The sequence below is a fragment of the Mesorhizobium sp. M0051 genome, assembly GCF_040323235.1.
Classification (GTDB): Bacteria; Pseudomonadota; Alphaproteobacteria; order Rhizobiales; family Rhizobiaceae; genus Mesorhizobium.
On sequence record NZ_JAMYUT010000004.1, the window covers coordinates 123,047 to 137,942 of the forward strand.

At 62.9% G+C, this 14,896-nt stretch carries 16 protein-coding genes; 8 read left to right on the forward strand and 8 right to left on the reverse strand.

The window, feature by feature from the left end; translation table 11 throughout:
- Positions 1–174: 174 nt before the first annotated feature.
- The 3 genes from NKJ90_RS05990 to NKJ90_RS06000 are packed head-to-tail and all read left to right on the forward strand — an operon-like array spanning position 175 to position 3,579.
- A complete protein-coding gene (locus NKJ90_RS05990; RefSeq protein ID WP_023761453.1) occupies positions 175–759 on the forward strand; it encodes a TRAP transporter small permease subunit in 585 nt (194 codons plus the stop codon).
- Positions 759–2,531 (forward strand): TRAP transporter large permease, encoded by a 1,773-nt coding sequence (locus tag NKJ90_RS05995; protein WP_352485807.1) that lies wholly within the window; start codon positions 759–761, stop codon positions 2,529–2,531. Before NKJ90_RS05990 ends, NKJ90_RS05995 begins: the two co-directional genes overlap by 1 nt.
- Before the next feature lie 19 nt (positions 2,532–2,550).
- Positions 2,551–3,579: a zinc-dependent alcohol dehydrogenase family protein gene (locus NKJ90_RS06000; protein WP_023761452.1), complete on the forward strand. Its 1,029-nt coding sequence runs from the start codon at positions 2,551–2,553 to the stop codon at positions 3,577–3,579.
- Between the two features lie 161 nt (positions 3,580–3,740).
- On the opposite strand, the gene NKJ90_RS06005 is transcribed toward NKJ90_RS06000, so the two are convergent.
- Positions 3,741–4,850, reverse strand: coding sequence for a TRAP transporter substrate-binding protein (locus NKJ90_RS06005; protein WP_023761451.1), 1,110 nt, complete (start codon positions 4,848–4,850; stop codon positions 3,741–3,743).
- Positions 4,851–5,110: 260 nt separating this feature from the next.
- On the opposite strand from NKJ90_RS06005, the gene NKJ90_RS06010 reads away from it, so the two are divergent.
- Entirely contained in the window at positions 5,111–5,884 is a 774-nt protein-coding gene (locus tag NKJ90_RS06010) for a gamma-glutamyl-gamma-aminobutyrate hydrolase family protein (protein ID WP_023761450.1), read from the forward strand.
- Here the strand turns inward: NKJ90_RS06010 and NKJ90_RS06015 are convergent, their stop codons facing one another.
- The 5 genes from NKJ90_RS06015 to NKJ90_RS06035 all read right to left on the reverse strand — a co-directional run bounded on the left by NKJ90_RS06015 (position 5,885) and on the right by NKJ90_RS06035 (position 9,940).
- Positions 5,885–6,289 (reverse strand): hypothetical protein, encoded by a 405-nt coding sequence (locus NKJ90_RS06015; RefSeq protein WP_023761449.1) that lies wholly within the window; start codon positions 6,287–6,289, stop codon positions 5,885–5,887.
- Positions 6,290–6,371: 82 nt separating this feature from the next.
- On the reverse strand, positions 6,372–7,355 hold the full coding sequence (locus NKJ90_RS06020) for a 2-hydroxyacid dehydrogenase (RefSeq protein ID WP_023761448.1): 984 nt from the start codon (positions 7,353–7,355) through the stop codon (positions 6,372–6,374).
- Entirely contained in the window at positions 7,352–8,374 is a 1,023-nt protein-coding gene (locus NKJ90_RS06025) for a LacI family DNA-binding transcriptional regulator (RefSeq protein WP_023761447.1), read from the reverse strand. Before NKJ90_RS06025 ends, NKJ90_RS06020 begins: the two co-directional genes overlap by 4 nt.
- A gap of 79 nt (positions 8,375–8,453) precedes the next feature.
- Entirely contained in the window at positions 8,454–9,338 is an 885-nt protein-coding gene (locus NKJ90_RS06030; protein WP_032907923.1) for a DMT family transporter, read from the reverse strand.
- A 194-nt stretch (positions 9,339–9,532) separates the two neighbouring features.
- The gene (locus tag NKJ90_RS06035) at positions 9,533–9,940 is read right to left on the reverse strand and encodes a DUF2000 family protein (protein WP_023761445.1); all 408 of its coding nucleotides are present in this window, start codon (positions 9,938–9,940) and stop codon (positions 9,533–9,535) included.
- A gap of 50 nt (positions 9,941–9,990) precedes the next feature.
- On the opposite strand from NKJ90_RS06035, the gene NKJ90_RS06040 reads away from it, so the two are divergent.
- Positions 9,991–10,860: an AraC family transcriptional regulator gene (locus tag NKJ90_RS06040; RefSeq protein ID WP_023761444.1), complete on the forward strand. Its 870-nt coding sequence runs from the start codon at positions 9,991–9,993 to the stop codon at positions 10,858–10,860.
- Between the two features lie 27 nt (positions 10,861–10,887).
- On the opposite strand, the gene NKJ90_RS06045 is transcribed toward NKJ90_RS06040, so the two are convergent.
- Positions 10,888–11,358 (reverse strand): MarR family winged helix-turn-helix transcriptional regulator, encoded by a 471-nt coding sequence (locus NKJ90_RS06045; RefSeq protein WP_023761443.1) that lies wholly within the window; start codon positions 11,356–11,358, stop codon positions 10,888–10,890.
- A gap of 218 nt (positions 11,359–11,576) precedes the next feature.
- The gene (locus NKJ90_RS06050; RefSeq protein ID WP_023761441.1) at positions 11,577–12,323 is read right to left on the reverse strand and encodes an intradiol ring-cleavage dioxygenase; all 747 of its coding nucleotides are present in this window, start codon (positions 12,321–12,323) and stop codon (positions 11,577–11,579) included.
- A 199-nt stretch (positions 12,324–12,522) separates the two neighbouring features.
- Here NKJ90_RS06050 and NKJ90_RS06055 point away from each other — a divergent pair, with 199 nt between their 5' ends.
- From NKJ90_RS06055 to NKJ90_RS06065, 3 genes are read left to right on the forward strand one after another with little or no spacing between them, the layout of a single operon-like run.
- Complete coding sequence (locus tag NKJ90_RS06055) at positions 12,523–13,554, forward strand: CobW family GTP-binding protein (RefSeq protein WP_023761440.1); 1,032 nt, start codon at positions 12,523–12,525, stop codon at positions 13,552–13,554.
- A gap of 9 nt (positions 13,555–13,563) precedes the next feature.
- Positions 13,564–13,938 (forward strand): Imm45 family immunity protein, encoded by a 375-nt coding sequence (imm45, locus tag NKJ90_RS06060; RefSeq protein WP_023761439.1) that lies wholly within the window; start codon positions 13,564–13,566, stop codon positions 13,936–13,938.
- Positions 13,916–14,890 (forward strand): WD40 repeat domain-containing protein, encoded by a 975-nt coding sequence (locus NKJ90_RS06065; protein ID WP_023761438.1) that lies wholly within the window; start codon positions 13,916–13,918, stop codon positions 14,888–14,890. Before imm45 ends, NKJ90_RS06065 begins: the two co-directional genes overlap by 23 nt.
- Positions 14,891–14,896: the final 6 nt, after the last annotated feature.

Below are 14,896 nucleotides of genomic sequence, written 5' to 3' on the forward strand. Positions count from 1 at the left end.
GGTTGCATGACGCGGGGCAGAGAGCCGGTATCCGCCCAACTCTCCCGTGCAATGATATCTTGCCGCCGCTATCCTTGTTGACCCGTCAGTCCACGCACGGCATACCGTTGGACCACGTGGCGTGACGGACAATAAGGGGGAGCCGGCACGCCTCCGACATACAGGGAGGAATGCATGGCAGGGCTTCTCGCTCTATCCAGGACCATCGATCGTGCGAATGAGTTCATTGGCAAATGGGTGTCGTGGCTGATCCTGCTGGCGATCCTGGTGAGCGCCGCCAACGCCATCATCCGCAAGATGTTCGACATATCCTCGAACGCCTGGCTCGAGCTGCAGTGGTATCTGTTCGGCGCCGCCTTCATGCTGGCCGCCGCCTATACGCTGAAGCAGAACGAACATATCCGCATCGACATCGTCTACGGCCTGTTTTCACGCCGCGTGCAGCACTGGATCGACCTGCTTGGCCATCTGCTTTTCCTGATGCCGTTCGTGACGCTGATGGTGGTCTATTTCGTTCCCTATGTGTCGCTGTCGTTTCGCAGCGGCGAAATGTCCAACAATTCCGGCGGGCTCATCATCTGGCCGGCCAAGGCCATCCTGCTCATCGGCTTTTTCCTGCTCGCGCTGCAGGGCGTCTCCGAGATCATCAAGAAGATCGCCATCATGCGCGGCGACATGGACGATCCCAACCCGTTCATATCTGTGCATGAGCAGGCCGAACTCGAAGCCAAGGCACTGGCCGACGAGGTGCGCTCGTGATGGAGTTCATCGCCCAGAACATGGCGCCGATCATGTTCGCTTCGCTGATCATCTTCCTGCTGATCGGCTATCCAGTCGCCTTTTCGCTAGCCGCCAACGGCTTGATGTTCTTCTTCATCGGCGTGCTCCTCTCGCCCTATTCCGGTGGATCGATCAACCTCGCCTGGCCGCTTCTGCACGCACTGCCGGATAATTTCTACGGCAGCCGGGTGATGTCGAACGACACGCTGCTGGCCATTCCGTTCTTCACCTTCATGGGCATCGTGCTTGAACGATCGGGCATGGCCGAAGATCTGCTCGACACGATCGGCCAGCTGTTCGGGCCAATCCGCGGCGGCCTCGCCTATGCGGTGATCTTCGTCGGCGCCCTTTTGGCGGCGACCACCGGCGTGGTGGCCGCGTCCGTCATCGCCATGGGCCTGATCTCGCTGCCGATCATGCTGCGTTACGGCTATGACCGGCGCGTGGCGGCCGGCGTCATCGCAGCGTCTGGCACGCTCGCCCAGATCATCCCGCCGTCGCTCGTGCTGATCGTCCTCGCCGACCAGCTCGGCCGTTCGGTCGGCGACATGTATGCAGGCGCGCTGATCCCGGGCCTCGTGCTCACCGGGCTCTATATGTCCTACATCCTGATCATGTCCTTCATCCGGCCGAATTCGATGCCGGCGCTGCCGCTCGAGGCCCGTAAGCTCGGCCATGGCGTGATGTCCTTGCTGGTGGCGCTGGCGGTCACATCAGCGGTTTCCTACGCGGCGTATCGCTATCTGGCGCCGACGCATGGCGACAATGCCGACATTCTCGGCGCCACCGCCGGAGTGCTCTTTATCTACATTGTGGCCATTGCCGACAAAGGCCTGAACTTCAACATGATGTCGAGGCTCGCGCAGCAGGTGATCATCGTGCTGATCCCGCCGCTGGCGCTGATCTTCCTGGTGCTGGGCACCATCTTCCTCGGCATCGCCACCCCGACCGAGGGTGGCGCCATGGGCTCGGTCGGCGCCTTGATCATGGCGGCGGCAAAAGGCAGGCTGTCGCTGGACGTGGTCAAGCAGGCGCTGACCTCGACGACGCGGCTGTCGTCCTTCGTGCTGTTCATCCTGATCGGCGCGCGGGTGTTCTCGCTGACCTTCTACGGCGTCAACGGCCACATCTGGGTCGAACACCTACTGATCTCGCTGCCGGGCGGCGAGGTCGGCTTCCTGATCGGCGTCAACCTGCTCGTCTTCTTCCTCGCCTTCTTCCTCGACTTTTTCGAACTCGCCTTCATCATCGTGCCGCTGCTGGCGCCGGCCGCCGACAAGCTCGGCATCGACCTGATCTGGTTTGGCGTGCTTCTGGGCGTCAACATGCAGACCAGCTTCATGCACCCGCCCTTCGGCTTCGCGCTGTTCTACTTGCGTTCGGTGGCCGCCCGCGTGCCCTATCTCGACCGCCTCACCGGTAAACAGATCGCACCCGTGACCACCGGACAGATCTATTGGGGCGCGGTGCCGTTCGTCTGTATCCAGGTGATCATGATCGGACTGACCATCGCCTTCCCGCAGATGGTGATGCACTACAAGGGAACGACCGTCGATCCGGGCACGATCGATTACAAAGTGCCGGAGGCACCCGGCCTGTCGCCACTCGGCACACCATCTGCCGGCGGCACGGCACCAGCCGCTCCCGCCGCGCCCGATGATCTGTCGCAGCCGCCGAGCTTCGGCGAACCGGCGCCGGCCCAACCGGCGGCACCGCAGCCGGATCTGTCGCAGCCGCCAAGCTTCAACTGAACCTGGCATGGGCAAGATCATGAAGGCGGTTCGGCTGGAAGCGGTGGGCAGCATCGCGCTGCGCGAAGTCGACAAACCCGATATCGGGCCGGACGAGCTTCTGGTGCGTGTCGAAGCCTGTGGTGTTTGCGGCACAGACCGGCATCTGTTTCACGGCGAATTTCCGTGCACGCCGCCGGTGACGCCCGGCCATGAGTTCTCCGGCATCGTCGAGGCGATCGGAGCATCCGTATCCGGCTTTGCCATTGGCGATCGTGTCACCGGCGACCCCAACATCGCCTGCGGGCGTTGCGCGCATTGTCATGCCGGGCGGGTCAACCTCTGCAGCAATCTGCAAGCCATCGGCATCCATCGCGACGGCGGCTTTGCCGAATATCTTGCCTTGCCGCAGAAGCAGGCTTTTGTCCTGCCTGTGGGCCTGGATCCAATGCATGGTGCATTCTGCGAGCCGCTCGGTTGTTGTCTGCATGGCGTGGACCTTGCCGGGATCCGGCCGGGCAGCTCGGTGGTCGTGCTGGGCGGCGGCGTGATCGGCCTGCTCACCGTGCAACTGGCAAGACTGGCCGGGGCCACCACCGTCATTCTGTCGACCAGGCAAGCCTCGCGGCGCGTGCTCGCCGAGGAAATCGGCGCCACTGCGACGATCGATCCGACCGCCGCCGATGTCATCGAAGCCATCGCCGGACCAGCCGGTCTGGTGCCGGGCGGAGCCGACGTGGTGTTCGAATGCGCAGGCGTGCGAGAGACCGTGGAGCAGTCAATGCGCATGGCCCGCGCCGGTGGCACGGTCGTCATCGTCGGCGTGACACCGCAAGGCATGAAAGCGGAGTTCGAGCCCTTCGACCTGTTGTTCCGGGAACTGAAGGTGCTCGGTTCCTTCCTCAATCCTCACACCCATCGCCGCGCCGCCGAACTCATTGCATCGGGTGTAATCGAGATCGACAGGCTGATCTCCAGGCAGGTGCCGCTCGAAGACGCGGCAGCGGTGATCGCCAATCCACCGGCGCCCGGCGAGGTCAAGGTGCTGGTGGTGCCCAGCCGGGTCTGAGTGGCTACCGCAGATTGTTATACGAGCGTTTGCGCCGCCCCTCATCGCCCTGCCAGGCACTTCTCCTCGTATAGTGATGGGGAGAAGGTGCCGGCAGGCGGATGAGGGGCGGCGCAAACTTCAATCCTTTGCCGCGCAAGCCCGAGGTCTCTCAGATGGGGCTACAGCTTGCCGTTGCGCTGCTGAACCATCATGAAGGTGTCGTAATTGTATTCGGCCACCTGCGCCCAGAGATAGTGCTCTTTGCGGAAGCCCTTGATCGATTCCCAGATCTTCTTGAACGGGGCGTTGGAGGCTTCCATTTCGGCATAGACCTCGTTGGCTTTTTCGAAACAGGCCGCCATGATCTCCTGGCTGAACGGGCGCAGTTTCGCGCCGCCGGCCACCAGCCGCTTCACCGCCGCAGGGTTCAAATAATCGTATTTCTGCAGCATGTTGGCGTCGGCGGCCTGTGCCGCAGTGCGCAGAAGCGACTTGTAAGTCGGCGAAAGCTCGTCGTATTTCGCCTTGTTGAACATCAGATGGACGGTCGGGCCGCCTTCCCACCAGCCGGGATAGTAGTAATAGGGCGCGACCTTGTAGAAGCCGAGCTTCTCGTCGTCATAGGGCCCAACCCATTCGGCGGCGTCGATGGTGCCTTTTTCCAGCGCAGGATAGATATCGCCGCCGGCGATCTGCTGCGGCACGACGCCGAGCCTCTGCACCACCTTGCCGGCAAAACCGCCGATGCGCATCTTGAGGCCGGAAAGGTCGGCCACCGTTTTGATTTCCTTGCGGAACCAGCCGCCCATCTGCACGCCGGTGTTGCCGCCCGGCAGGCCGAAAAGGCCCTGCGTGGCGAGAAACTCGTTGAACAGGTCGATGCCGCCGCCATGGTAATGCCAGGCATTCATTCCGCGTGCGTTGAGCGAGAAGGGAACCGCCGCACCGAGTGCCCATGTCGGGTCCTTGCCCCAGTAATAATATGCCACCGTGTGGCAGGCTTCGACCGTGCCGGCGGTGGTGGCGTCGGCGGCCTGGAGGCCCGGCACCAGTTCGCCGGCGGCGAAGACCTGGACCTGGAAATTGCCGTCGGTGGCTTCCGACAGCATCTTCGAGAACACCTCGGCGCCGCCATAGATGGTGTCGAGGGACTTCGGGAAGGACGACGCCAGCCGCCACGTCACCTTGGGATTGGACTGAGCTATTGCGGGCGCCGCCAGAGTGGCCGCCGCCGCCGCGGCGCCGACGCCTGTGACACCAGCCTTGCGAATGAATGAACGACGATCCATGCAGTTCCTCCCTTTTGGATGACCGACGTTCGGGGATATCCTCGATTTCCGTGTCGGTTCGTTCGAGACAATACACGGGCAAGAAGTCGAGTCCAGCACGGCGGCCCGATTTGACGGCGAAGCCCAGCCGCCCTGCAACTATAGTCTAACGGGCCGTTTCCTGGCCTATGTGACACGTTGAAACTTGGCATGGAAAAATCCCCAGGGATCGCCTATTTTGGAGGCAGGAATCCCTTGCTCAGATGGAACACAGAGCCAAAATGCATCAGCCGCTCGTCGCCATATCAACCGACGTCCGTCAGTTCGACAACTACACCTGGCATGCCGTCCCGCAGCAATATCTGGAAGCGGCGATCACCGGCGCCGGCGTGTTCCCGGTGCTTGTGCCGTCGTTTGGTGACCGGCTCGACTTCGACGAACTTCTGTCGTCGGTCGATGGCGTGATGGTCACCGGCTCGAAATCCAATGTGCATCCTTCGCTTTATGGCGGCGACGCCAGCGAAGCCAACGGGCCCTATGACCCGGCGCGCGACGCCACGACGCTGCCGCTGATTCGCCGGGCGATCGAGCGCGGCGTGCCGCTGCTCGCGATCTGCCGCGGCATCCAGGAATTGAATGTGGCGCTCGGCGGCACGCTCGGCACCGAGATCCAGGAGCGCGAGGGTTCGCTCGACCACCGCGCCCCGGTGAGCGACAATCAGGACGAACGCTTCGGTATCCGGCAGACGGTGACGATCAAGCCCGGAAGCTGCCTGGCCGGTGTGTTCGGCGAGGGCGACATCATGGTCAATTCCGTACACCGCCAGGCGGTCGACCGGCTCGGCTCGAAGCTGCAGATCGAGGCCGTCGCCAACGACGGCACGGTCGAAGCGGTGTCGGTCAGGGATGCTCGCGCCTTCGCCGTCGGCGTCCAATGGCACCCTGAATATTGGGTCAAGTCGGACAGCAACTCGGCGAAAATATTCCGCGCCTTCGGCGATGCTGTTCGCCTGCACGCCGCGGCGAAAGCCGGAGCGCGCGCTGCGGCAGAATAATCAGTCGCCAGATTTAGAGTCACTGGTGGCCGCCAGCGACAGCAGCGGCAGCGCCGGGGCGTAGGATTCGTAGCCATTGCCGTCGGCAGCCGCGAATGTGACGATCGGATCGACACCGTTGGCGCTGAAGGCGACCGTGCCGTCGTCTTGCTCTCGCCAGAACTTCGCCTGCTCTATGCCCGGCAAGAGTTTGCGGCAGATCGGGGCGACGGCAAGCAGGGACAAGCCATCCGAGATTTCGGTCCCGCGACTGACCGCACACGCCGCCTCGTCGCCATTGGCGACCAACCTGTAGCTGTTGAACGGCACGACTTCGTCGGCGGCACTTTCACTGCTGCCACCGTGAAACAGCTGAATGCCGCCAAACAGGGCTGCGGCAGCGATCAATGCGGAAAGCGCTTTCATCGTTCTTCATCCACGCGCACGGACAGGATAAAGAATGATTCCTGAGGGTTAAGCCGACGTTAATAAACGCGGCAACCGCAGCTCAGCCACGAGCCCTGATTCCGACCGTCTCCGGCACCGGCGTCAGCGGGCGGCGCTCGGTGAACCAGGACACCAGATTGTCTACGCACAGGTCGGCCATGGCACGGCGGGTGTGATCCGAGGCCGAGCCGACATGCGGCAACAGCGAGGTGTTTGGCGCGTCGAGCAACGCCTTGGGCACGTTCGGTTCGTCGGCAAAGACATCGAGGCCGGCAGCGGCGATGATGCCGTTGGCGAGTGCTGCCGCAAGCGCGGGCTCATCGACCGTGCTGCCGCGGCCGATGTTGACGAAGACCCCGCTGGGGCCAAGCGCCGACAGGATTTCGGCATTGACCGCCTTCTCCGTCGAGGCTCCGCCAGGCGCTACCGAAATCAGTGTGTCGACGGATTCGGCAAGGCCTTTCAGCGTCGGATGGTACTGGTAGGAAAGCCCTTCGACGCGACGCCGATTGTGGTAGGAGACCGGCAGGCCGAAAGCTTCGAGCCGCCGGGCGATAGCTTGTCCGATGCGGCCCATGCCGAAAATACCCACACGGCGCCCGCGCAAGGTCAGCCGGCTCAGCGGATAGTTGCCGTTGCGCACCCAACTGCCATCGCGCAGCCAGGTTTCGGCTCGCGGCAGGTCGCGGACAGTGTTGATCAGCAGCCCGATGGCAGTGTCGGCAACTTCCTCGGTCAGCACGTCGGGCGTGTTGGTGACCATGACGTTCTTCGCCGCCGCATGGCCGACATCGACCGAATCATAGCCGACGCCGAAGGAAGCGATGAGTTCGAGATTGGGCAGTGCATCCATCATCGCCGCGTTGATGCCGGCGAACGAAGCGATGCCACGCACGTTGCTGCGCATCTCGTCGGTGACCAGGGACGGATCGGCACGTTCGATTGTGACACGCCTGAATGTGCGGTCGATGCGGTCGACCGCATGATCGTTGAAATCGCCCGGCACCAGGATGGTGACGGTTTGCAGTTGTTCGGCCTTGGTCATCCACGCTCCACCGGCTTGCCGGTCGACTGACGTACATGCAGTTCCGGCTTGATCAATTCCTGCGAGGGCCGCACCATCTGCCCGTTGAGCTTGTCGAGCAGGGCGCTGGCGGCACGGCGGCCCACCTCGCGCTGCCCATTCCAGACGGTGGTGAGTGCCGGCGTCGCAATCGCCGCCTCTTCGAGATCGTCATAGCCGGTGACGGAAATGTCCAGGCCAGGCACGAGGCCGGCTCGCGCGATGCCGTTCATGAGCCCGATGGCGACAAGGTCGTTCCAGCAGCAGGCCGCCGTCGGTCTATCCTTCAGCGCCAGGAATTGCCCGGCGGCCTCGAAACCGGCCTGCTTGGTGCGCGGGCCGGCGATGCGCCAGGACGGCCTGACTTCAAGCCCGGCCGCCTCCATGGCGTTGACATAGCCCTGGTAGCGATCGCGGCCGGTCGAGGTCTGGTCGGTGCCGCCGATCATGGCGATGCGCTTGTGTCCGAGCGAGATCAGATGGTTGGTGGCGAGCCCGGTGCCATAAGCATCGTCGCCGCGGAAGACCGGCACGTCGGCGCCCTCGACGGTGCGCGCGATCAGCACCGCCGGCAGACCGTTCTCCTCGGCCATCACGATATCGGAAGCGGGTGTGCCGATGGCCGGCGACATGATGACGCCGTCGGCACCTAGCTGCAAAAGCGTGTCGATGAAAGTGCGCTGCTTTTCGAGCTGATCGTAATGGTTGGACAGGATGAAGGTCTGCCGGCTGCGGTCAAGCTCGCTTTCGATCGAGCGCAGTATCTCGGCGAAGAACGGGTTCATGATGTCGTGGACGACGACACCGACAATACCCGAACGCGAGGTGCGCAAGCTGGCGGCGCGGCGGTTGTAGATATAGCCGATGGCGCGGGCGTGTTCCTTGATGCGGTCGCGGGTGGTCCCGGCAACCAGAGGGCTGTCGCGCAGCGCCAGCGAGACCGTGGCCGTGGACACGCCGAGCGCATCCGCGATCGTCGAAAGCTTGATTTTTTGTGCCAGCGACTTGCGCTCCCCGACCGACCTGAGTTCTTGATCTAAACAGTTTAAAGGCGGCGTTATGCCACCGATCGAGGGCAAATCAAAGTTTTTTTGCCAGCGCTTCCGCCTCGACATCCGAGGCCGCGCGGCTCTGCAGCCGAAGCCGGTGCTCGCGGTGGACGATGTAGAGGCCGCTGGCGACGATGATGGCGGCGCCGACCAACGTCCAGCGGTCGGGAAACTGCTTGAAGACGATCCAGCCGGAAATGATCATCCACACCATCTGCGAATAAGGATAGGGCGCCAACGCCGTGGTCGTCGCCAGCCGGTAGGCCTGGACCAGCAGCCAGTGGCCGACGCCGCCGAACACGCCGAGCATGAGCAGCACGAACCAGTGCCAGCCGTCATGCGGCAGGGAAAACGAAAACGGCAGCAAGGGCAACAGCAGCAGCGCCGGTGCCAGCGCCGAGAACAGGATCAGGCTCTCCGGCGTCTCGGTCGCCGACATGCGGCGCGTCATGATGACGTAGAAGCAGTTCGACAGCGTCGAGCCGAGCGCGAAGAGATGCCCGATGCCGAAAATCCCGACGCCCGGCCGGGTGATGATGAGAACACCGGCAAAGGCCGCCAGGATTGCCAGCCAGCGGCGCCAGCCCGCCCATTCGCCGAGCAGCGGACCGGCCAGAGCCGTGATCACCATCGGCCCGAAAAAATAGATCGAGGTGGTCTCGGCCAGTTGCAGGGACCGTAGCGCCAGGACGTTGAAGATGGTCGAGCCGAACAAGAACAGGCCGCGCAGGACATGCGCCGGCAGATTGTCCGGGCGAAAGCGCGCCGGCTCGCGCCAGCCGCGAAGCAGCGTGCCGACCAGCACCACATGCACGGCAAAGCGCACCCAAGCAACGATCAGCACCGAAACGCCGGCAAGGACGAGGTACTTGCTGCTGGTGTCGAGGAAGGTGAAACAGACATAGGTGGAAAGCATGCACAGGATCGCCACCGGTGGCGTCGCGCTTTCTAGATGTCTTTGGGGAGCACTCAATTGCAGGCCGGATCGGAAGCTGGACTGGAGCTCTCCTTTGCGGGAATTGCCGGCTCCCGGCAAGCCAATTGTCGGCGTCGCGACACGAAAGCCGGCTGGCACAACAAGAGCCGCCGGCAGGCGTAGTGTCTGAAGGGCTACGGATGCATGCGGGCGCCCTTGGTGATCTTGTCGACCAGCTTCTTGTCGGCGCGAAGCGCTATGCCGACCACCTTGGCGTCTTCAGGCGCGAATTCGGCGAAGACGGCGCGGTTGGCCGCGTCAAAGCCGGTCGAAAACATCTCCTCGACATAGAGCGAGGTCGTCACGCCGCGCTCCAGTGTGCGCATGTGTATCGTGCCAAGCGTTGCCTGGTCGGCGGACAGCACGATGACCGGCTGGATCGACAGCGGGTTGTAGAGATTGCCGGCGCGATCGCAATAGGGCTCGCCGATGATGTCGGGAAACTGGGCGGCGATGCCGCTGGTCAGGAAGGCGGTGACGTTGAGTTTCTGCCAAACCGGCAAATCCTGCCTGAGCACGATTGCAAATTTCGTATCGAACATGAGAGATAGACCATTCGAGGTTGCGCCCCGGTTTTGGGACTGAAGGAACGATGTCGCACGATCTAGACAGCCAGGCCTTTAGAGGTCTTGGACGTTTGTGCGTCGATGCGGCGGAAAACTGCATTATCTCCGCCCCCGACCCCGCCGGCATGGAGCGGATCGAGGCGCGCTTCCACGGCAATGCCTTCGACCTGCATCGCCACGATACCTATGCGATCGGCGTGACGCTGCACGGGGTGCAGACGTTCCGCTATCTCGGCGCGACGCGCCACAGCCTGCCCGGCCAGATCATCGTGCTGCATCCCGACGAGTTGCATGACGGCGGCGCCGGTACGGAGGCCGGCCTGCGCTACCGGATGCTCTATTTGGAGCCGTCTTTGATGCTGGAGTGCCTTGGCGGCGCGTCGCTGCCGTTTGTCAGGGATGGCGTGGTGACGGACGCGGCCTTCTGCGCCACGCTGCTTTCGGCGCTGGGCCCGATGGAGCGGGAACTCGACGAGTTGTTCGTCGACGACTTCCTCGCGCAGTTGATGCAAAGCCTGACGCGGCATGCCGGCCAGCCGGCAAAGCCGATGGCCAGGACGGCGTGGCGGGCGGCTGCACTGGCTCGCGACTATCTCACGGAAAACCTGACCCGCCCAGTGCGTTCCGGCGAGTTGGAAGCGGTAACGGGGCTCGACCGCTATGCCCTGTCACGGCATTTCCGAGCCGCCTTCTCGACCAGCCCGCATCGTTTCCTGGTGATGCGCCGGCTCCAGCGCGCGCGGAGGATGATCGCCGCCGGCGAGCCATTGGCGCAAATCGCCATCGACGCCGGCTTCAGCGACCAAAGCCATTTCATCAGGCAATTCAAGAAGGCGTTCGGCATGACGCCGGGACGCTGGTCGTCGCTTATCCAAGGCTCTGCAGCGGCGGCTTGAGCGCCTGCCGCCCAGACTAACGCACAATCAGTCGTCCGACTCGGCGTCGTCGTCGATCAAAGCCAGTTCTTCGTTCGAGAGGTTGGCCTCGATGCGGGCGAGCAGCTTGAACAGCGTCTTCTGGTCCTTCTTGTCGAGGCCTTTCAGCGCCTGCTTTTCCGTCTTCTTCACCGACTTCTCGATGGCGTGAATGATCTCGCGCCCGGTATCGGTGAGGAAGATATGCGCCTGGCGGGCATCGGCCTCGGAGGCGCGTTTATCCAGGAAACCTTGGGCCTGCAAGCGGTTGATGGTCTTCGTGATGGTCGGCGGCCGTACGCCGAGACGCCCTGCAAGATTGCCGGGCGTCTGGCCATCCTCGCGGTCGAGCGCCAGCATGATCTGGTCCTGGCCGGCATAAAAGCCGTGCGCTAGAAGCCGTGCCGCCAGCGCAGTTCTTGCAAGCCTTGCCGCCGAATGCAGCCGGCTCATTGTCGCAGTCTTGTCCGCCTTGGCCATGGTCATCCCTCTTCGGCCGTACCGGGTGCGGGCAGCATAGAGGCAGCCGGCCGGTTGGCAATGACGATCAAAAAGATTTCCGGCGCTTCAAACATCTTTGCCGGCAAGCATTGTGGTGTCCGAGGTGGCTAATGCCAGATGTTTATTTCAGTTAGATGACAAACGAGTTTTCGCGGCCGGAGTTTTCGTCGCGGGCACGGCGCGTGAGCGAATGGCGCTCAGCCAGGCTTCACCGCGACGATCATCAGCGCCTGGTAGGCATCCTCCACCTCGCGCAGTGCCGCCTGCGACAGCGGTCCGGCCTGCCTGGCGATGCCGTCACTGGCGTTCGAGGTGTCGCGCTTGCCGGGCCGGTCATTGTAGGGCGCGACCGTGGTGAATATCTGCTCGCTGAGACTGTCGGGGAAAAACAACTGGCCGGTCATTACCGAACTGTCGTCGGGGAAGACCTTGAAATGGATATGGGTGGTGCGGCCGCGATACCAGCCGGGATAGATGGTGGCGAAAGAAACGATGCCGCTTGCATCGGTCTTCTGCCAGCCGCGCAGGAAGGTCTGGCCCGACGTGTCGACGTCCCTGCCGTCACCTTGCCCCGGATAGCCGGAATAGGCACCTTGCGCGTCGCAATGCCAGATGTCGACACGTGCGCCGGCAAGCGGCCGGCAGGCCGCGTCGACGACCTGCAACCGGACATCAAGGGCTATGCCCTTCTTGCCTTCGGTGACATCGGCACGTTCGAGTTTCGGGTCGAAATAGAACGGTCCCTCGGTCACTTCAGGTGTAATGGCGCAGACACCGGCGCCGGTCTCGAAGAGGGCCAGTCCGGCATAGGGCGAGGCCTGGGTAACCGAAGATTGGGCGGCCATTGCCGCGGCCGGTAGGAAGACACCACCGCCAGCGGTAACCGCGATCAAGCCGAGCGCCTTGCGCCTGTTCAATGAGACGGAGGATGGCTTGCCGGACATATCGTGCCTCTCGAATTGGCCTCCCCCTTCCTGATCTAGGCAGTCATAGCGGCTCTCGCCAATGGAAATTCGGTAATGTCGGCAGGCCGGTTTGGCCTATCGGTTTGCCTCGTGCAAAAGGCCGGCACACATCCTATATGGAGCCGACAATCTCATTTCGATGGCCGGACTTTGCGGCCCAGATAGTTCGAGGCAACCCATGAGCGACGCACAGACGCAGATTCCCGTAACCGTTCTCACCGGCTATCTCGGCGCCGGCAAGACGACGCTGCTCAATCGCATCCTGTCGGAGAACCACGGCAAGCGCTACGCCGTCATCGTCAACGAGTTCGGCGAAATCGGCATCGACAACGACCTGATCGTGGAATCCGACGAGGAGATCTACGAGATGAACAATGGCTGCGTCTGCTGCACGGTGCGCGGCGATCTGATTCGCGTCGTCGAGGGCCTGATGCGCCGGCCCGGCCGTTTCGACGCCATCGTCGTCGAAACCACCGGGCTTGCCGATCCGGTGCCGGTGGCGCAGACGTTCTTCATGGACGACGACGTGCGTTCCAAGACCAGGCTCGACGCGGTGGTGGCGCTAGTCGACGCAAAGCATCTGCCGCTGCGGCTCAAGGATTCCAGGGAAGCCGAGGACCAGATCGCCTTCGCCGACGTCGTCGTGCTCAACAAGACCGATCTCGTCACCCCCGAAGAGCTTGCCAAGGTCGAGGCGACGATCCGCGCCATCAATCCGGCGGCGAAGATCCACCGCACGGCGCGAGCCAGCGTCGACCTATCCGAAGTGCTCGACCGCGGCGCCTTCGACCTGTCCAGGGCGCTGGAAAACGATCCGCATTTCCTCGAGGCGCATGATGACCACGATCATCATGACCACGACCATGATCATCACGACCATGATCATCACGCGCATGCTTCCGACATCCATGACGTGACCGTGCAGTCAGTTTCGCTGCGCGGCGGCGAGATGGACCCGAAGAAATTCTTCCCATGGATCGAGAAGATCACCCAGATGGAAGGCCCCAACATCCTGCGGCTGAAGGGCATTATTGCGCTCAAGGGCGACGATGAACGCTATGTCATCCAGGGTGTGCACATGATCATCGAGGGCGACCACCAGCGTGCCTGGAAGGATGGCGAAAAGCATGAGAGCCGGCTTGTTTTCATCGGCCGCGAACTCGACGCCGAGCGGCTGAAGAAGAGTTTTGACGCCTGCCAGGCGGCCTGACCGTTACCAATGGCGCGTTTGCTCGATCTGGCCGATGATTTCCTGATCATCGGCGACATCATTCAACTTTCCGATAATTACGATGTCGGCCCCGGCTCTGGGACCGTCGATCTTATGGTGTTCGATCCTCAGGAGGATGAGGCCGGGCTTGGACTCATGGTGACGTCCGGCTACAAGGCGGGTCTGGTCTTCGCAGTGCTGCCGGAGGAAAGCCGGTTCGAGAAAAAACCTGGACTTTCGAAAGCCTGGTTGATCGAAAACTGGGACAAATGGTTCGTGTTCACCTATCAAGGCGGCCCGGTTCCGATCGAGGAAACCGTGATCCTGCGCTGGAACGAACGAATGACCGTTGAGACTTGCCATGCCGACCGTCGCCCCGCTTGATCTCGATGGACATTGCGTCGCCGCCGTCTTTCTCGGCGACGTGCCGCATTTCGCGATGGCCGACGGCGCCGTCCATCGGCTCGACCTTGGCCACAAGACGGTACAGGCCAATGACGGGCTGCTTGCCGCCTTCCATGATGTGGCCAACGACCGGCTGATCACCGGCGGCGAGGACGGCAAGGTGTTTGCCGTGAAGGCGGGCGGCGAGGCCACCGAACTGACCAATGCCGGAAAGAAATGGATCACCAGCGTTGCTGCTGGGCCGCAAGGCGCCATCGCCTATGCGACGGGCAAGACCGCCTTCGTGCGCTTTGCCGACGGCAAGACCCGGGAATTCGTCCATCCGCGCTCGGTCGAGGGACTGGCCTTTTCGCCCAAGGGCATGCGTTTCGGCGTTGCTCGCTACAATGGCGCGACGCTGCATTTCCCGGCCGCCGAGGGAAAGCCGGTGGAGCTCGAATGGGCCGGCGCCCACACCGGCATCACCTTCTCGCCCGATGGCGCGTTCCTGGTCACCACCATGCAGGAAAATGCATTGCATGGCTGGAAGCTCGCCGACGGCAAGCACATGCGCATGAGCGGTTATCCCGGCAAGGTCAAAAGCCTGTCGTGGAGCGTGAAGGGCAAGTGGCTGGCGAGTTCCGGCGCGCCGGCGGCGATCATCTGGCCATTTTCAAGCAAGGATGGTCCCATGGGCAAGGCCCCGCTGGAGCTCGGCACGCGCGGCAACGCCATGGTGACATCAGTCGCCTGCCACCCGAGCCAGGACGTCGTCGCCGTCGGCTATGATGACGGCATGGTGATGGCGGTGCGCTTTGCAGACGCCAAGGAAGTGCTGTTGCGTCGACCGGGCAAGGGCGCCATCACCTCGATGATGTGGGACAGGGAAGAGCGCCGCGTTGCCTTCGGCAGTGCCGCAGGCGACTGCGGCGTCATCGACATCACGGCGTAGTTTCGG